Origin of the sequence: Sphingomonas crusticola, assembly GCF_003391115.1 — a bacterium.
GTDB lineage: Bacteria > Pseudomonadota > Alphaproteobacteria > Sphingomonadales > Sphingomonadaceae > Sphingomonas_I > Sphingomonas_I crusticola.
The window spans coordinates 2,632,757-2,649,468 of sequence record NZ_QTJP01000001.1 but is presented as its reverse complement, the minus strand read 5'-3'; the positions used below and the strand labels follow the sequence as shown (position 1 = coordinate 2,649,468).

Below are 16,712 nucleotides of genomic sequence, written 5' to 3'. Positions count from 1 at the left end.
TAGCGCTTTTGCACCGCAGCAGGCGGACAGCCAAGGAGTCGGTTAGAGATGGCGAGCGTGGCCGTGAACGTCGAGACTGAGCGCTATGTCTACCGTTTTGGCGGCGGCGTATCCGACGGCGGAAACGGCGATAAGAATCTGCTCGGCGGCAAAGGCGCCAACCTCGACGGCATGGCTGGCATCGGCCTGCCCGTCCCTCCCGGTTTCACCATTTCGACCGCCATGTGTACGCGTTATTATGACGAGGGCGGCGCCTTTCCCGACAGCCTGCGCGACGAGGTCGCCAATGGGCTGGCGCATATCGAGCGCGTGACGGGCAAGCGGTTCGGCGATGCGGCCGACCCCCTATTGGTCTCCGTCCGCTCGGGCGCGCGCACGTCCATGCCCGGCATGATGGATACCGTCCTCAATTTGGGCCTCAACGATGCGACCGTGGAAGGCCTTGCCACGGCATCCGGCGACGCGCGGTTCGCGTGGGACAGCTATCGCCGCTTCATCCAGATGTATGCCGACGTCGTGCTCGAGTTGGATCATGGCGCGTTTGAGGAAGCGCTCGAGATCGCCAAGGAAGATCGCGGCGTCAGCCTCGACACCGAGCTCACCGCCGACGACCTGCGCGAGCTGGTCACCGCCTATAAGGCTCTGGTCGAGGAGCAGTGGCACAAGCCGTTCCCGCAGGACGTGCACGATCAATTGTGGGGCGCCATCGGGGCAGTGTTCGGATCGTGGCAGTCGGATCGTGCGAAGGTCTATCGTCGCCTGCATGACATTCCCGGCAGCTGGGGCACCGCGGTCAACGTCCAGGCAATGGTGTTCGGCAATATGGGCGAGACATCGGCGACCGGCGTCGCCTTCACGCGCGATCCGTCGACTGGCGAGCGCGCTTATTATGGCGAATTCCTGATCAACGCGCAGGGCGAGGATGTCGTGGCCGGCATCCGCACGCCGCAATATTTGACGAAGGCCGCGCGGGAACGGGCGGGTGCCAAGGCGGCGTCGATGGAAGAAGCATTGCCCGAAACCTATGCCGAGCTGGCGCGCGTGTTCGATCTGCTGGAAACGCATTATCGCGACATGCAGGATATCGAATTCACGGTGCAGCAGGGCAAGCTCTGGATGCTGCAGACGCGCGCGGGCAAGCGCACCGCCACCGCGGCGCTCAAGATGGCTGTCGACATGGCCAATGAAGGTCTGATCACGCAGGACGAGGCGGTGCTTCGCGTCGATCCGGCGGCGCTCGATCAATTACTCCACCCGACCCTCGATCCGAATGCGCCGCGCGACGTGATCGCCAAGGGCCTCCCGGCATCTCCCGGCGCGGCCTCCGGCCAGGTCGTGTTCGACGCCGATACCGCCGAGAAGCGCGCCGCCGCGGGCGATGCGGTAATCCTGGTGCGGGTCGAGACGTCACCCGAGGATATTCATGGCATGCACGCCGCCAAAGGCATCCTGACCGCCCGCGGCGGCATGACCAGCCACGCGGCGGTGGTCGCTCGCGGCATGGGGCGGCCATGCGTGTCCGGCGTCGGCAGCCTCGCCATCGACGCCAGGGCCAAGCTGTTCCGAGTTGGCGGCAAGGAGGTGCGCGAGGGCGATATCGTGACGATCGACGGCGCCACCGGCGAGGTGATGCTGGGCGAAGTCGCGACCGTGCAACCCGCGCTGGCGGGCGATTTTGGCGTGCTGATGGCCTGGGCCGACGATGTCCGCCGCCTGAAGATCCGCGCCAACGCCGAGACCCCGCTCGACTGCCGCACCGCGCGCCGCTTCGGCGCCGAGGGCGTCGGCCTGTGCCGCACCGAGCATATGTTCTTCGACGCGGGACGCATCTCGGCGGTCCGCCAGATGATCCTGGCGGAGGATGAGAAAGGGCGCCGCGCCGCGCTTGAGAAATTGCTGCCCGAACAGCGTAGCGACTTCGCCGAGATTTTCGAGATCATGGCCGGCCTGCCGGTGACGATCCGCCTGCTCGATCCGCCGCTCCACGAGTTCCTTCCGCATGAGGAAGCGGAATATGCCGAGGTGGCGGCCGCCTCGGGCGTCTCGGTCGAGCAACTCAAGCGCCGCGCGACAGAGCTACACGAATTCAATCCGATGCTCGGCCATCGCGGCTGCCGGCTGGGAATCACCTATCCCGAAATCTACGAGATGCAGGCGCGGGCCATTTTCGAGGCGGCGGTTGATGTCGCGGTGAAGACCGGCGAAGCACCGATCCCCGAGGTGATGGTGCCGCTGGTGGCAACACGGCGCGAGCTGGAGATCATCAAGACGATGATCGACGCCCAGGCCGAGGCGGTGTTTGCCGAAAAGGGCACGACGCTGGACTATCTGGTCGGTACGATGATCGAGCTGCCGCGCGCGGCGTTGCGCGCTGGCGAGATTGCCGAAGTCGGCGAATTCTTCTCGTTCGGTACCAACGACCTGACCCAGACCGCGCTCGGCGTGTCGCGCGACGACGCGGCCCGCTTCCTCGGCACCTATGTCGAGCAGGGCATCTACCCTAAGGATCCGTTCGTCAGCATCGACGTCGAGGGTGTCGGCGAGCTGATTCAGATCGCCGCCGAGCGCGGGCGCGCTACGCGCCCGGACATCAAGCTCGGCATTTGCGGCGAGCATGGCGGCGACCCGGCCTCGATCGCCTTCTGCGAGAGCGCGGGCCTCGATTATGTCAGCGCCTCACCCTATCGCGTGCCGATCGCGCGCTTGGCAGCGGCGCAGGCGGCGATGCGGAAGTAGCTTAGAGGCCCGGCGCCTAACGATGAGCAAGACCGATGGACACGTGCTGTGACGCGCTGCGTTCCCAAAGTCGCAGAAGCTACCTAAATGTTCCCGAGGCAGAGTTACCCGACGCATTGATCGAATTTCACCCGGAACGCGGCTGGCTAATCTGGATGCCTCAGACCGGTCATCACTGCCGGCACGTCCGATATTGCCCTTGGTGTGGCACCGAACTGTCTACGTTACGGCCCTAAAGCGGCATACAAAGAGCCCTCGTTCCCGCAAAAGGGGGGACCCCGCTTGTTGCGAGCACGACACAAGGTGGCCGGCTCCCGCTTTCGCGGGATCTCGGAAAAAGGGCGTGTGCCGCTCAGCCGTAGGTCGCGCGGTGCTCGTCCAACTTGCCGTCGGCGAGCAAAGCCGCCTGTTCGCGCCAGCGCTCCTGCTCGATATAGCCCTCGTCTGCGCCGAGTTTCTCTTCCAGCGCGGCTTCTTCCGCAGGCGTCATCGCGGCGATGTCGGCGTAGCGGTAAATGCCTTCCTCGTTGAGGCGTCGCTGGCCGGCGGCACCGATGCCGCGGATGAGCGACAGATCGTCGCGCGAGGAATCGAACCTGTCGCCGGTCGTGCGCTGCGCGATCGTCACCGGCTCGGCCGCGGCGACGGGCGCGACCGTGGTCGGCGTAACGACGACCGGACGTTCGTTTTCGAGCTCGACGATGCGTGCGTTGGCGGCTTCCAGATGACGCTGCTCGTCGATGCGGGCATCGCGCTCGGCCTCATAAGCGAGCTTCCATTTCTTGCCGCCCGACCGGGAGATCAGCCCAAGAAGCCAACCCAGCACCAGCACCAGGAAAAGGATCGCCCACTGATTGGTGGTGAATTCGGGCATATTTTCTTCCCCTCGCCAATTTGGGCAAGGATTGCGCGAGCCTGCGCCCGCGGTCAACCGGCGTAGCTCCATTCTTGCACAGGTTGCCAACGCGGGAACCGTCAGCAGCCCCGGGCCTGCGATGAACAGAGGCCGGAGATGACCACAAGCGGCGGCAAAATCGTGGACAGGCAGGAGCGATGCGCTAGACGGCGGCGGCCGCCTGATCGAAACCGGGCCCAATCGTAATCGGGGTTTGAACCCGCCATGACCCACCTGCCGGCAGACATCGCCATCATCGGCGCCGGCGTTGCGGGAGCAAGCCTGGCCGCGATGATCGGCGATCGCGCACGGTGCGTGCTGATCGAGGCGGAGTCGCAGCCGGGATATCATTCGACGGGGCGTTCGGCGGCTTTCTGGTCGGAAAGTTACGGTGGGCCGATCGTGCAGCCGCTCACGACCGCGTCGGGCCCATGGCTGGCCGACCAAGGCTTCCTTCGCTCCCGTGGCTGCATCCACATCGCCGGCGCGGAGGGTGCCGAGGCGCTGGCGGCACTTGCCGGGCAGATGGCGGCGGGCGGGGTCGCACACGAACGGCTCGACCGGCAGGCGCTCGAAGCCGCCATCCCCGGGCTGCGGCCCGAGTTCACGTCGGGCCTGAGCGAGCCGACCTGTCGCGACATCGACGTCGGCGCGCTGCACGGCGACTTTCTGCGCACCGCCAGCCGGACGGGCGCCCGCCTGCTGACCGACGCGGCGGTGTCGGCGATCAGCCGCGACGGCGGATTATGGCGCATCACCACGCGCGGCGGGGAAGTGCGCGCACCGATCCTGGTCAATGCCGCGGGCGCGTGGTCCGATCAGGTCGCAGCCCTGGCCGCCGCGTCGCCGATCCACATCCAGCCCTATCGCCGCACCATCGCCCAGCTGGCCACCGATCCGCCGATGGCGGCCGACATGCCGCTGGTGATGGACGCGCTCGGCCGCTTCTATTTCAAGCCAGAGGCGGGCGGGCGGCTGTGGCTGTCGCCGCATGATGAGACACCGGCGCCGGCGCACGACGTCGCGCCGGAGGAACTGGACGTGGCGGTCGCGATCGACTGGTTCGAACGGGCGGTCGACTGGCGTGTGCTGAGGCGCGAGCGCGCCTGGGCAGGATTGCGCAGCTTCGCGCCGGACCGGGTGCCGGTCTACGGCTTCGACCCCCGGGCGCCCGGTTTCTTCTGGTGCGCCGGCCAGGGCGGGTTCGGGATCCAGACGGCGCCGGCGGCGGCGATGCTGGGAGCAGCCCTGCTGATGGGCGAGGAGTTGCCGGACGCGATCCGCGGGATCGACCCGGGCCTTTATGCGCCCGACCGGTTCAGCATCTGATCGTCACCCTGAACTCGTTTCAGGGTCCATCATGCCTCCGCATCGTTCGCGCCTGTTGCGCGATGGATGCTGAAACAAGTTCAGCATGACCACGTGGTCAGTGGTTGGGATAGCGTAGCCGGCCGAGGAAGCGGGCCATGCTGAAATGGCGATCGGGATCGGGTTTGATCTGCGCCTTGAACTTCTCGAATTTCATGACATCGTCGATGCGGCGATCGAGGAAGGCGCGGGTGTCGGCATAATCCTCGCTATCGTCGTTGAGGAAGGCGAGCAAAGTCGCCCCATAGACGCCGCCGAGCGTGAGCCGCTTGCTGTAATGGGCAAAGCCGGTCGCTTTATCGCCCGCCAACCGCCACATCCTGTCAGCCGCACGCCAGCCGAGACGGGTGCCAAGCAGGACATTCTGGGGAAGCGCGAGCATTGCCAACGCGCGGCGCAGCGCTTCGCGATGCGGCGCCACGGCGGCAAGGCGCGCGAGCACGAGGGCGGTGATGCGATCGCGGATCCGCATCGCCGCCAGCGACTCGGGCGGCAGCACCACCGCCATCTGCCGGTCGATGTCGGCGAACCACGCGTCGATCATCTCGCCCGCTCCACCGGCGAACGCCAGGCGCGCGCGCTCGGGTGGCACGCCGAGCGAAAGGGCCGCGGCGTTCAGCGCAGCGTCGGTCCAGCCTTCGAACGTTGCCTCGCCCGGCAGCCGTTCGGCCAGAGCGGCGCGCAATTCGTCGAGCGTCATGTCGAGTGGATCGGCCATGGTCATGCACTTAGGCTTATCTGTTCGGCGGGCAAAGGGCGCTTGGTGTCGCGCACCAGCAGCACGGCCAAGGCAATGGCGAGCCCGCCGGCGAGATCGAACAGGGTCAGCCGCTCGCCATAGACGATCCACCCGATCGTTGCCGCGACGATCGGCTGGAGCAGGAGCATCAGGCCGACGACCAACGCCGACACGCGGCTGACGGCGTACATGATCAGGCCCTGCCCGAGCAGCTGGCTGCCGAGCGTCATCAGGACGAGCGGCCACCAGATGGCGGGCCAGATCGGGTCGCCGAGTGCGAGCGCCACCACCAGCAATATTGGTATGCCGGCGGCGACCGACCAGGTGAGCGTCGTCACCGGCCCCAACACCGCGCGCGCCCGATCGGCAAATACCAGATAGCCGGTGAAGCAGACGCCCGCGAACAGGCAGAGCAGATCGCCGAGCAGATTGCGCGCCGACAATTCATAAGAGCGGCCGAGCAAAAGGACCGCACCGACCAGCGCCAGCGCCAAGGCGATCCCCTGCTTGCGGCTGGGCAAGGTGCGCGCCACCAGGAAGCCGTAAAGCGGGAAAAGGATCGCGGTCACGTTGCCGAGCAGGGTGGCGTTGGAAAGGCGGGTATGGAGGATGCCCGCATGCCAGGCGCCAAGATCGGCGGCGAAAAACAATCCGGAGAGAATCGCGGCGACCACGAGCAGCCGCATGTTGGCCGGGCGCGGGCCGCGCTCGCTGCGGGCGGCGATCATCAGCACCGGCAGCGCCAGCGTAAGCCGCCAGAAGCCGGAGCCGATCGGGCCGACGTGACCGTCGACCCGCGCAATACGGACCAGCCACGGCCCCAGCGCGAGCGCCACGTTGGCGACCACCAGGGCGGGCACGGCGAAACGCGCCGCATCTTTCTGAGCGAGCTGCTGCATCGGCCTCCTCTAGCGCAAACTCCCTTGGCGTCACCCCCGCGCGGGGAATGCGCAGAGCATAAAAAAAGGGCCGGCGAACCGGCCCTTGAGTCTTAGGAGAGGATGCCTGAAAGGCAGGATCAATGTGACTCTAATGGTGCAGTGCCGCAATAGCTATTTTGCAGCGCAAGGTGCAAAGATTGACTGCTAGGTTGCGCGCTTTGCATCATCAAAGTTGCCGAGACCGCGGTCAGTGCGACATAAACTGTCCCAAAAGCGGAAATAAAGGCCGTAATTACAACGATATTCCCGATGATGGCGCTGGTGATGGGTGGCGGTGATCAGCCAACGTCCGGCCGGGCCATCGACGATGAAGCGCGGAAAAAGCTCCCAGCCCATATGGTTGGTGACGCCCATCAGCGTCATGATCGACAGGACCAAACCCAGCATGGCGACGTGGATCGGAATCAGGAACACCAGGGCGGGAATCACGACCGCACCGCTGACCGCTTCCCACGGATGAAAGCTCATCGCGGCCCATGCCGTGGGCGGCCGGCTGGCATGATGCACGGCATGCATCGTCCGGAACGCCCATGGCCGGTGCATCAGCCGGTGCGTCCAGTAGAAATAGGCATCGTGCGCGATCAGGAAAGCGAGCACCGACAGCGGCATCCACCACACAGGATAGGCATGGGGATCGGTATAGATGCGGGTCCAGCCGCGCGCCTGCCAGCCCCATGCGACCAGCCCCGCCGGCACGCCGTAGATCGCGGCGGAAGCGAGCGACCAGCCAATCTCGCGCCAGATCTGGCGTCTTTGCCCGGCGTACAGGCCCGGCCGGCGGAGCTGCGTCGCAAGCGCGAAGCCGGCACTCGTCGCGAGATAACGCAGCGCCACGATCGCCGTCATCGCCAGCGCGGCGAACAGGATGGAAGCAAGCATGACAGCGCTATAGGCGCAGGCGGGCGGCGTGGGTAGAAGCGACGCGATGGCGCAAAACCCGAATATTGACCTGCTGATCGCGGGTGGCGGCCTGGCGGGCGGATTGATCGCACTGGCGCTGGCGAAGCGGAGGCCGGAGCTGAAGGTGGCGATCGTCGAGGCGGGCGAGCGGCTCGGCGGCAACCATATCTGGTCCTTCTTCGACAGCGACGTCGCGCCTGCGGAGCGCGCACTTGTCGACCCCCTCGTCTGCCATCGCTGGAGCGGCAATGACGTGCGCTTTCCCGGGCATCGCCGTACTCTTGCGGGCAGCTATAATTCGACCGAGTCGGAACGACTCGACGCCACGGTTCGAGCCGCCCTCCCTCCCGAAGCCGTGATCACCGCCGCGATTGCAGCCCTCGATCCGCAGGGTGCCACGCTGGCTGACGGATCACGGATCGACGCGACAGCGGTGATCGATACACGGGGCACGCGCGACCTTTCGGTGATCGATCTCGGCTGGCAGAAGTTCGTCGGCCGGCTGCTGCGGTTGAACGGCCCGCATGGCCTGACCCGACCGGTGATCATGGATGCGACGGTCGATCAGGCCGAGGGGTATCGCTTCGTATACCTGCTGCCGTTCGGACCCGACCGCATGTTCGTCGAAGATACCTATTATAGCGACACGCCGACGCTGGACGTGCCCGCGATCGAGGCGCGGATCGATGCTTATGCCCAGGCGCAAGGTTGGAGCGTCGCCGAAGTCGAGCGTCAGGAAGTGGCGGCGCTGCCGATCGCGATGGGCGGCGATTTCGCACAGCTGTGGCCGGCGCGGGACCGGGTTGCGCGCGCCGGCATGGCGGCAGGCCTGTTCCAGCCGATGACGGGCTATTCGCTGCCCGATGCGGTGCGGACCGCGGCGCTGGTGGCGGCGCTGCCGTACCTGTCGCCGCACGCCCTCTATGGTGCGCTGCGCGGCCACGCGCGCAACGCATGGGAGGAGCGTGGCTTCTACCGCTTGCTGGCGCGGATGCTGTTCCGTGCCGCCGACCCGCCCGAGCGTTACCGCCTGCTGGAACGCTTCTACCGGCTCGACGAAGGCCTGATCGGTCGCTTCTATGGCGGGCAGTCGACGCTGATCGACAAGGCGCGGATATTTGTCGGAAAGCCGCCGGTGGCCTTGCGCCGCGCGCTCGGCGCGCTCAGGGAGGCGGAGTGAATAATCCAACGCGCAAGACGGCGGCGGTTATCGGCGCCGGCTTCGGCGGCCTCGCGCTCGCCATCCGCCTCCAATCCGCCGGAATCGCCACGACGCTGGTTGAGGCACGGGATAAGCCCGGCGGCCGCGCTTATGTGTGGGAGCGGGACGGCTTCACCTTCGATGCCGGCCCGACGGTCATCACCGACCCTGCCTGCCTGGAAGAATTATGGGCGCTGACCGGCAACCGACTGGCCGACGACGTGACTTTGCTGCCGGTCAGCCCCTTCTACCGACTTAACTGGCCGGACGGCGTCAGTTTCGATTATTCCAACGACGAGCCGGCGTTGAGGGCCGAGATTGCCAAGCTCAATCCCGCCGATGTCGCGGGCTACGCCAAGTTCCTCGATTATGCCGCGGGCGTGTATCGCGAGGGCTATGAGAAGCTGGGCGCGGTCGCGTTCCTCGACTTCAAAAGCATGATCAACGCCGCCCCCGCGCTCGCCAAATATCAGGCGTGGCGTTCGGTCTATTCGATCGTCTCATCCTATGTGGAGGACGAGCATCTCCGTCAGGCGCTAAGCTTCCATACCCTCCTGGTCGGCGGCAACCCGATGACGACCAGCGCCATCTATGCGCTGATCCACAAGCTCGAGAAAATGGGCGGGGTATGGTTCGCCAAGGGCGGCACCAACGCGCTGGTCCGCGGGATGGTCACGCATTTCGAGCGGCTCGGCGGGGTCGTGCGGATGGCCGACCCGGTGGTAGAGATCGAGACGATCGGCGACCGCGCCAGCGCGGTCCGTACGACAAGCGGCTGGCGCGAGGCGTTCGACATGGTCGCCACCAACGCCGACATCATGCATAGCTATCGCGACCTGCTCGGCCGCAGCGAGCGCGGCAAGAAGGCGAGCAAGGCACTGCAGCGCAAGCGCTTCTCGCCGTCGCTGTTCGTGATCCATTTCGGCGTGAAGGGCACTTGGCCGGGCATCCCGCACCACATGATCCTGTTCGGCCCGCGCTATCGCGAGCTGCTGACCGACATCTACAAGCATGGGGTGCTGCCGGCGGATTTCTCGATCTACCTGCATCATCCGACCGTGACCGACCCCAGCCTCGCGCCCGAAGGCTGTTCGAGTTTCTATGCGCTGGCGCCGGTGCCGCATCTCGGCAAGGCACCGCTCGACTGGGAGACGATCAAGGAGGAATATGCCGATCGCATCCTCGGCGAGATCGAGCAGAGGCTGATGCCGGGCCTGAAGGACCGGATCGTCACACGCTTTTGCTACACGCCGCTCGACTTCCAGCACGATCTCCAGGCGCATCTCGGCTCGGCCTTCAGCCTGGAGCCGTTGCTCACGCAATCGGCCTGGTTCCGCACGCACAATCGCGACGATGTGTTGCACAATTTGTATTTCGTCGGCGCCGGCACGCATCCCGGCGCGGGCATTCCCGGCGTCGTTGGATCGGCCAAGGCAACGGCGGCCTTGATGCTGGAGGGCCTGTGAAGCGACTGGCGGTTTATTGCGGATCGGCGAGCCCGGCGGATCCAACCTATATCGAAGCGACGCGCAATGTAGGGACCGCGCTGGCGGCACGCGGCATCGGGGTCGTTTATGGCGGCGGCCGGCTCGGCCTGATGGGCGCGATCGCGGACGGCGCGCTGGCGGCCGGGGGCGAAGTGATCGGCGTGATTCCGAAGGCGCTGGTCGATCTGGAGGTCGCGCATCGCGGACTGAGCGAATTGCACGTCGTCGCGACGATGCACGAGCGCAAGCAGGCTTTCACCGATTTGTCGGACGGCTTTCTGACGCTTCCGGGCGGTACCGGCACGATGGACGAATTGTGGGAGGCGCTGAGCTGGGCGCAGCTCGGCTATCATTCCAAGCCGGTGGGGCTGCTCAACGTCGCCGGCTATTATGACGGTATCCTCGCTTATTGGCGGATGATGCAGGATGTCGGCTTCCTGCGCCCGCAGCATCGCGATCTGCTGATCGCAAGCGACGATCTGGACGATCTGCTCGACAAGATGGCGGCGCACCGGCCGGCCAAGCCGATCACGAGCATGCGCGCGGAGGAGCTTTGACGTTCGATCGAGAGGCGCTGGTCGATCATGCGCGGCAATCGATCGCGCGCGGTTCCAAGTCTTTCGCAATGGCATCCAAGCTGTTCGATCCGGCGACGCGCGAACGCGCCTGGCTGCTTTATGGCTGGTGCCGCGCATGCGACGATCTCGCCGACGGGCAGGAGATGGGCCACGGCATGGAGATCGTCGCCGATCCTGCCTCCCGCCTCGCCACGATCCGCGCGCGAACCGCGCTCGCTCTGGCGGGAGCGCCGAGCGGTGATGCGGCGTTCGACGGGTTCGGCGTGGTGGCGCGCGAATGCCAGATACCGGCGGCGCTGGCGGAGGACCTGATCGAAGGCTTTGCGCTGGACGCCAAGGGCTGGCGGCCGCGCAGCGAAAACGACCTTTATCAATATTGCTATCATGTCGCGGGGGCGGTCGGCGTGATGATGGCGCTGGTAATGGGGGTTGCGCCCGACGACGAGGCGACGCTCGACCGCGCCTGCGATCTCGGCCTCGCCTTCCAGCTCGCGAACATCGCGCGCGACATCAGCGAGGACGATGCTGCCGAGCGCTGCTACCTGCCGATCGAGTGGCTGGTCGAAATGGATATCCCGCCGGGCGAACATATGAAGCCGCATTATCGCCCGCGGCTGGCGGTGCTGGCAAAGCGGCTGGCCGCACGCTCCGCCGAACATGAGGCCAGCGCCCGGATCGGCGCCGCGGCCTTGCCGTTCCGCTCCGCATGGGCGGTATTGGCGGCGGCGGGCATCTATGGCGACATTGCGCGCGAGGTTGCGCGGCGCGGCGAACATGCCTGGGATCACCGGGTGGTGACGAGCAAGGCGGCCAAGCTCGGCTGGGTGGCGAAATCGTTCGGGCAGACGCTCAGGCGCACTGGCGGCAGTGTTCGATCTCCGCGCTTATGGACGCGCCCGCGGACCGGCCCTTACCGTTCGTCCTGAGCCTGTCGAAGGACAGTTTTTTGGTCTTGGGAAGAAGAGAGCGGTACCTCGACAAGCTCAGCACGAACCGGAAAATTCGGAGCAGCGTCCTGACGGGACGCACGCACTCCTGCCCGGCCGTGTTTCGCCAGTTCAGCCTTGAGCACTTCCGGCCGCGGCGCGATCAGGAAGCCGAAGCTGACCGTGCCATGCTTGGTCTCGACCACATGGTGAAGACGGTGCGCCTGGACGATGCGCTTCATATAGGTCGAGCGGGCGACGAACCGTCCCGGCAGGCGCTGGTGCACGATCCAGTCGTGGAAGCCGAAATAGATGGCGCCGTAAGCAGCGATACCGGCGCCGATCCAGGTGCAGCCGGGCCACCAGCCCAGCTGGACGCCGCCCAGCAGCAGGATGAACGAGGGTATCGCGAATATTGCGGCGTAAAGATCGTTGAGCTCCCACGCGCCGAGCCGCGGGCGGTGATGGCTTTCGTGGAGAAACCAGCCCGGCCCGTGCATCACCCAGCGATGCGCGACATAGGCGACGCCTTCCATCGCGGCGACGGTCAGGACGAACAGGACAAGGCCAGCGAGGATCGACACGATCCCCATATAGGAGCCTTGCTGCCGTTCATCCATCCGTCAGGCGGCAAAGCGTCTAGCGCCGCCATTCCGGGAGACGAACATGAAGCGCGTGCTGATCCTGCTGCCCCTGCTCGCCCTGGCCGGCTGCATGGCCACGCCCGAGCAGCGCGTCAAAGCGGCGCTGGTGAATGCGGGCGTCGCGCCCCGCGTCGCCGGCTGCATGGCGGAGCGGATGGCAGACCGGCTGTCGATCGAACAGCTCAAGGAACTCAAGGCACTGACCAACGGGCGCAAGCCCGGCGAGAAGCTGAGCGCCAAGCACATTCTGAAGCGGGTGGCCTCGATCGGCGATCCGGAGGTCGTCAGCGTCACCACCAAGGCTGCCATTGGCTGTACTATCGCCGGCTGAGCCTTTGCCTTGCGGACTTCGCTGTGTAGAGGACGCCGCATTCCTCTCCCCCGAGTCCGCACAGGAATCGCCCACCCATGAACATCCACGAATATCAGGCCAAGGAACTGCTTGCGAAGTTCGGCGTCGCCATCCCCTTGGGCTTCGCCGCGATGAGCGTCGACGAGGCGGTCGCGGCCGCCGGCAAGCTCCCTGGGCCGCTTTATGTCGTTAAGGCGCAGATCCATGCCGGCGGACGCGGCAAGGGCAAGTTCAAGGAATTGGGCGCGGACGCCAAGGGCGGCGTGCGCCTGTCCAAGACGCTGGACGAGGTACGGGCCAACGCGACCGACATGCTCGGCAATACTTTGGTGACGATCCAGACCGGCGATGCCGGCAAGCAGGTCAACCGCCTCTACATCACCGACGGCGCCGACATCGCGAAGGAATATTATCTCTCGATGCTGGTCGATCGTTCGACCGGCCGTATCGCGCTGGTCGTATCGACCGAAGGCGGCATGGACATCGAGACGGTTGCGCATGAGACGCCCGAGAAGATCCGCACGATCATCATCGACCCGGCCGAGGGCTTCCAGCCGCATCATGGCCGCGCCGTTGCGTTCGCGCTCAAGCTCAAGGGCGATCTCAACAAGCAGGCGGTCAAGCTGGCCGGCCAGCTCTACGACGCCTTCGTCAGCACCGACATGGCGATGCTGGAGGTGAACCCGCTGGTCGAGACCACCGACGGCAAATTGCTCGTGCTCGACGCCAAGGTCTCGTTCGATTCGAATAGCCTGTATCGTCACCCCGACATCCTCGCGCTGCGCGATGAGACCGAAGAGGATCCGGCCGAAGTCGAGGCATCCAAGTACGACCTCGCCTACATCAAGCTGGACGGTAATATCGGCTGCATGGTGAACGGCGCCGGCCTCGCCATGGCGACGATGGACATCATCAAGCTCAACGGCGCCTTCCCCGCAAACTTCCTCGACGTCGGCGGCGGCGCTTCCAAGGAGAAGGTGACGGCGGCATTCAAGCTGATCCTGTCCGACCCGGCGGTGAAGGGCATCCTCGTCAACATCTTCGGCGGGATCATGCGCTGCGACATCATCGCCGAGGGCATTGTCGCCGCCGCCAAGGAAGTGAATCTGTCGGTGCCGCTGGTTGTCCGGTTGGAAGGCACCAACGTCCAGCAGGGCAAGGAAATCCTGGCCAATTCGGGCCTGCCGATCGTGGCGGCGGACGATCTGGGCGACGCGGCGAAGAAGATCGTGGCGCAGGTGAAGCAGGCCGCCTGAGGCCAATCCTCCTTCCGCTCATGCTGCGTAGAGACTGAGTAGGCGCTTGGGCGCCGTAGCGAAGGCTCGTATCGAAGCAGCGTCCTTCGATACGCCACTTCGATAGACTCAGGTGGCTACTCAGGATGAGCGGGGTAGGTGATCGATGAAAGACGTGTAGCAGCTTTACCTATACGTCAAGCTGCTGCTAACGGACCCGTGCTGACCGGCGGGCGTTGACCCGCACTGGCTGTGGAGAAAAGATGTGAAGGTCCTCGTCCCCGTCAAGCGGGTGATCGACTATAACGTGAAGCCGCGCGTCAAGATGGACGGCAGCGGCGTCGATCTCGCCAACGTCAAGATGTCGATGAACCCGTTCGACGAGATCGCGGTGGAAGAGGCGATCAGACTGCGCGAGAAGGGCGCCGCGACCGAGGTCGTGGCCGTCTCCGTCGGGCCGCAAAAGGCGCAGGACACGCTGCGGACCGCACTGGCAATGGGTGCTGACCGCGCCATTTTGATCATGACCGACGCCGAGGTCGAGCCGCTGGGGGTCGCCAAGCTGCTGAAGGCGGTAATGGACGAAGAGCAGCCCGGCATCGTCATGCTGGGCAAGCAGGCGATCGACGACGATTGCAACCAGACGGGACAGATGCTGGCGGCGCTGAGCGGGCGGCCGCAGGGCACGTTCGCCTCCAAGGTCGAAGTCAGCGGCGACCGGGTCGAGGTGACGCGCGAAGTCGACGGCGGGCTGGAGACGGTCAGCCTGGCGATGCCCGCGATCGTGACGACCGACCTGCGTCTCAACGAGCCGCGTTATGCGAGCCTGCCCAATATCATGAAGGCCAAGACGAAGCCGATGGCACAGAAGACGCCTGAGGATTATGGCGTCGACATCGCGCCTCGCCTGACCACGCTTAAGGTGGTCGAGCCTTCCAAGCGTCAGGCGGGCGTCAAGCTCGACAACGTCGATGCGCTGGTCGGCAAGCTCAAGGATATGGGGATCGCACAATGAGCGTGCTGGTATTGATCGAGCATGCCGAGGGCGCGCTCAAGGATGCGAGCCTTTCGACCATCACCGCTGCAGCGCAGCTTGGCGAAGTCCATGCACTTGTCGCCGGCGAAGGCGGCCAGGCCCAGCAGGCGGCGGATGCCGCGGCGAAGGTCGAAGGCGTTGCCAAGGTGCTGCTCGCGAGCGATCCCGCCTATGCGCAGGCGCTGGCGGAGAATGTCGCGCCGTTGCTCGTGTCGCTGATGGGCAATTACGAGGCGCTGCTGTGCAACGCGACGTCCGAAGGCAAGAATATCGCGCCGCGCGTCGCGGCCTTGCTCGACGTCATGCAGGTCTCCGACGTTCTCTCGATCGAGGGGCCGGATACGTTCACACGCCCGATCTATGCCGGCAATGCGGTCGCCACGGTGCAATCGTCTGACGCCAAGAAGGTGCTGACCGTGCGCGGCACCGCCTTCGCCAAGGCCGCGGCGAGTGGCGGTAACGGCACCGTGGAGCCGGTCGCCGGCACCGGCGATGCGGGCCTGTCCAGCTTCGTCGGTCGCGAGACCAGCAAGTCGGAGCGGCCAGAGCTGACCTCCGCGCGTGTCGTAGTTTCCGGCGGCCGGGCGCTCGGTTCGTCCGAGCAGTTCCACGCCTTGATCGATCCGTTGGCAGACAAGCTCCATGCCGCGGTCGGCGCCAGCCGCGCAGCGGTGGATGCGGGCTACGCACCCAACGACTATCAGGTTGGCCAGACCGGCAAGATCGTGGCACCCGAAGTCTATGTCGCGGTCGGCATTTCCGGTGCGATCCAGCATCTTGCCGGCATGAAGGACAGCAAGGTCATCGTCGCGATCAACAAGGATGAGGACGCGCCGATCTTCCAGGTCGCTGACCTCGGCCTCGTCGGCGACCTGTTTCAGATCATCCCGGACCTTACCGCGAAACTTTGAACTCCGGCGGGGCGCGCCTCGGCGCGTCCGGCCGAGCCGCGAAAAAGCCGGCGCGGTGATGGTCAGCCTCGAAAGGTGCGGCGCCCGCCGCGAGGCGGCCGAGAAAGATCGCTACGATCTCGTGCGGATGGAATGCCGAGGGCTGCGTCACCGCAACCATCACCATCGCGGCGAGCCGCTCCGCATGGGCGGACGGCTCGTCAATCGCCAGCCCATGGTCATGAATCTGCCGCACGAGGCACCGCTCGATCGCCCATTCGAGCGGCAGCACCACGCGCTGGCGGTACATTTCGGAAAGCCACGGCAGGTCGGCCCCGTCACGCGCCACCGCCCCGCGCAACTGGAGGTGGGCTTCGCCGGATAGGGCCAGCCAGGCTTCACGAACGAATTGCTCCATCGCCTCCCGCAGCGGCAAATTGCGGTTGATTTCGCGCGGCAGCACCGTTTCCACTTCCACGACCAGCTCGAGACGGACGATGCGATACAGTTCGGCCCGATCCTCGAACTGATTGTACAAGGTGCGGCGGCTGAGGCCGGCAAGGCGTGCCACGCGCTCGACCGAGAAGCTGCCATAAGCCTGGTCGCGCAGCACTTCCCGTGCTGCCGCAAGCGCGCGCCGTCGTGCGCCATATTGTCCGTCGTCGGGTCGGCCCTGGGTCATGCGCGGAGAATATCGTCAAGCGCGCGCCGATAGATGCACGATGCCGTGAACACCCCTGCCTTGCGCGCCAAGCGACGAAGCGTGACGCTCCACCTCACCAAC

16 protein-coding genes are annotated in these 16,712 nt (G+C 65.7%); 10 read left to right on the top strand and 6 right to left on the bottom strand.

Annotation, left to right across the window (positions count from 1 at the left end; translation table 11 throughout):
- The first annotated feature begins 48 nt into the window (after nt 1–48).
- The gene (gene ppdK, locus DX905_RS12600; RefSeq protein WP_116091655.1) at nt 49–2,736 is read left to right on the top strand and encodes a pyruvate, phosphate dikinase; all 2,688 of its coding nucleotides are present in this window, start codon (nt 49–51) and stop codon (nt 2,734–2,736) included.
- 352 nt (nt 2,737–3,088) lie between these two features.
- Here ppdK and DX905_RS12595 read toward each other — a convergent pair whose 3' ends face one another.
- Complete coding sequence (locus DX905_RS12595) at nt 3,089–3,610, bottom strand: hypothetical protein (protein WP_116091654.1); 522 nt, start codon at nt 3,608–3,610, stop codon at nt 3,089–3,091.
- Nucleotides 3,611–3,856: 246 nt separating this feature from the next.
- On the opposite strand from DX905_RS12595, the gene DX905_RS12590 reads away from it, so the two are divergent.
- Nucleotides 3,857–4,960, top strand: a complete 1,104-nt coding sequence (locus DX905_RS12590; RefSeq protein ID WP_116091653.1) for an NAD(P)/FAD-dependent oxidoreductase — start codon at nt 3,857–3,859, stop codon at nt 4,958–4,960.
- A gap of 97 nt (nt 4,961–5,057) precedes the next feature.
- Here DX905_RS12590 and DX905_RS12585 read toward each other — a convergent pair whose 3' ends face one another.
- From DX905_RS12585 to DX905_RS12575, 3 genes are all read right to left on the bottom strand, one after another.
- Complete coding sequence (locus DX905_RS12585) at nt 5,058–5,717, bottom strand: COQ9 family protein (protein ID WP_116091652.1); 660 nt, start codon at nt 5,715–5,717, stop codon at nt 5,058–5,060.
- Between the two features lie 2 nt (nt 5,718–5,719).
- Nucleotides 5,720–6,637: a DMT family transporter gene (locus tag DX905_RS12580; protein ID WP_116091651.1), complete on the bottom strand. Its 918-nt coding sequence runs from the start codon at nt 6,635–6,637 to the stop codon at nt 5,720–5,722.
- Nucleotides 6,638–6,823: 186 nt separating this feature from the next.
- Nucleotides 6,824–7,558, bottom strand: coding sequence for a sterol desaturase family protein (locus tag DX905_RS12575; protein ID WP_116091650.1), 735 nt, complete (start codon nt 7,556–7,558; stop codon nt 6,824–6,826).
- A 46-nt stretch (nt 7,559–7,604) separates the two neighbouring features.
- Here DX905_RS12575 and crtY point away from each other — a divergent pair, with 46 nt between their 5' ends.
- The 4 genes from crtY to DX905_RS12555 are packed head-to-tail and all read left to right on the top strand — an operon-like array spanning nt 7,605 to nt 11,771.
- Nucleotides 7,605–8,759 (top strand): lycopene beta-cyclase CrtY, encoded by a 1,155-nt coding sequence (gene crtY / locus DX905_RS12570; RefSeq protein WP_116091649.1) that lies wholly within the window; start codon nt 7,605–7,607, stop codon nt 8,757–8,759.
- Nucleotides 8,756–10,246: a phytoene desaturase gene (locus DX905_RS12565; RefSeq protein WP_116091648.1), complete on the top strand. Its 1,491-nt coding sequence runs from the start codon at nt 8,756–8,758 to the stop codon at nt 10,244–10,246. The genes crtY and DX905_RS12565 overlap by 4 nt, the downstream gene beginning before the upstream one ends.
- Nucleotides 10,243–10,824 carry an LOG family protein gene (locus tag DX905_RS12560; protein WP_116091647.1) on the top strand — a complete coding sequence of 194 codons (582 nt, stop codon included), beginning with the start codon at nt 10,243–10,245 and terminating at the stop codon, nt 10,822–10,824. The genes DX905_RS12565 and DX905_RS12560 overlap by 4 nt, the downstream gene beginning before the upstream one ends.
- The gene (locus DX905_RS12555) at nt 10,821–11,771 is read left to right on the top strand and encodes a phytoene/squalene synthase family protein (protein WP_116091646.1); all 951 of its coding nucleotides are present in this window, start codon (nt 10,821–10,823) and stop codon (nt 11,769–11,771) included. The genes DX905_RS12560 and DX905_RS12555 overlap by 4 nt, the downstream gene beginning before the upstream one ends.
- Here the strand turns inward: DX905_RS12555 and DX905_RS12550 are convergent.
- Nucleotides 11,756–12,364: a sterol desaturase family protein gene (locus tag DX905_RS12550; RefSeq protein ID WP_116092536.1), complete on the bottom strand. Its 609-nt coding sequence runs from the start codon at nt 12,362–12,364 to the stop codon at nt 11,756–11,758. The two genes, DX905_RS12555 and DX905_RS12550, sit on opposite strands and share 16 nt — an antisense overlap.
- A 73-nt stretch (nt 12,365–12,437) precedes the next feature.
- On the opposite strand from DX905_RS12550, the gene DX905_RS12545 reads away from it, so the two are divergent.
- The 4 genes from DX905_RS12545 (at nt 12,438) to DX905_RS12530 (ending at nt 15,949) form a co-directional block, all read left to right on the top strand.
- Nucleotides 12,438–12,746 carry a hypothetical protein gene (locus DX905_RS12545; RefSeq protein WP_116091645.1) on the top strand — a complete coding sequence of 103 codons (309 nt, stop codon included), beginning with the start codon at nt 12,438–12,440 and terminating at the stop codon, nt 12,744–12,746.
- Between the two features lie 77 nt (nt 12,747–12,823).
- On the top strand, nt 12,824–14,023 hold the full coding sequence (sucC, locus tag DX905_RS12540; protein ID WP_116091644.1) for an ADP-forming succinate--CoA ligase subunit beta: 1,200 nt from the start codon (nt 12,824–12,826) through the stop codon (nt 14,021–14,023).
- Between the two features lie 244 nt (nt 14,024–14,267).
- Nucleotides 14,268–15,017, top strand: a complete 750-nt coding sequence (locus DX905_RS12535; protein WP_116091643.1) for an electron transfer flavoprotein subunit beta/FixA family protein — start codon at nt 14,268–14,270, stop codon at nt 15,015–15,017.
- Nucleotides 15,014–15,949 carry an electron transfer flavoprotein subunit alpha/FixB family protein gene (locus tag DX905_RS12530; RefSeq protein WP_116091642.1) on the top strand — a complete coding sequence of 312 codons (936 nt, stop codon included), beginning with the start codon at nt 15,014–15,016 and terminating at the stop codon, nt 15,947–15,949. The genes DX905_RS12535 and DX905_RS12530 overlap by 4 nt, the downstream gene beginning before the upstream one ends.
- On the opposite strand, the gene DX905_RS12525 is transcribed toward DX905_RS12530, so the two are convergent.
- Nucleotides 15,933–16,610 (bottom strand): TetR/AcrR family transcriptional regulator, encoded by a 678-nt coding sequence (locus DX905_RS12525; protein ID WP_116091641.1) that lies wholly within the window; start codon nt 16,608–16,610, stop codon nt 15,933–15,935. The genes DX905_RS12530 and DX905_RS12525 overlap by 17 nt on opposite strands.
- Between the last annotated feature and the right edge of the window lie 102 nt (nt 16,611–16,712).

What these genes read in the sequence shown, in the direction of transcription:
- DX905_RS12590 (WP_116091653.1), top strand. Translation starts at nt 3,857, where the DNA reads ATGACCCACCTGCCGGCAGACATCGCCATCATCGGCGCCGGCGTTGCG.
- DX905_RS12585 (WP_116091652.1), bottom strand. Translation starts at nt 5,717, where the DNA reads ATGGCCGATCCACTCGACATGACGCTCGACGAATTGCGCGCCGCTCTG.
- DX905_RS12525 (WP_116091641.1), bottom strand. Translation starts at nt 16,610, where the DNA reads ATGACCCAGGGCCGACCCGACGACGGACAATATGGCGCACGACGGCGC.
- ppdK (WP_116091655.1), top strand. Translation starts at nt 49, where the DNA reads ATGGCGAGCGTGGCCGTGAACGTCGAGACTGAGCGCTATGTCTACCGT.
- DX905_RS12530 (WP_116091642.1), top strand. Translation starts at nt 15,014, where the DNA reads ATGAGCGTGCTGGTATTGATCGAGCATGCCGAGGGCGCGCTCAAGGAT.
- sucC (WP_116091644.1), top strand. Translation starts at nt 12,824, where the DNA reads ATGAACATCCACGAATATCAGGCCAAGGAACTGCTTGCGAAGTTCGGC.
- DX905_RS12545 (WP_116091645.1), top strand. Translation starts at nt 12,438, where the DNA reads ATGAAGCGCGTGCTGATCCTGCTGCCCCTGCTCGCCCTGGCCGGCTGC.
- DX905_RS12575 (WP_116091650.1), bottom strand. Translation starts at nt 7,558, where the DNA reads ATGCTTGCTTCCATCCTGTTCGCCGCGCTGGCGATGACGGCGATCGTG.
- DX905_RS12550 (WP_116092536.1), bottom strand. Translation starts at nt 12,364, where the DNA reads ATGGGGATCGTGTCGATCCTCGCTGGCCTTGTCCTGTTCGTCCTGACC.
- DX905_RS12595 (WP_116091654.1), bottom strand. Translation starts at nt 3,610, where the DNA reads ATGCCCGAATTCACCACCAATCAGTGGGCGATCCTTTTCCTGGTGCTG.
- DX905_RS12580 (WP_116091651.1), bottom strand. Translation starts at nt 6,637, where the DNA reads ATGCAGCAGCTCGCTCAGAAAGATGCGGCGCGTTTCGCCGTGCCCGCC.
- crtY (WP_116091649.1), top strand. Translation starts at nt 7,605, where the DNA reads ATGGCGCAAAACCCGAATATTGACCTGCTGATCGCGGGTGGCGGCCTG.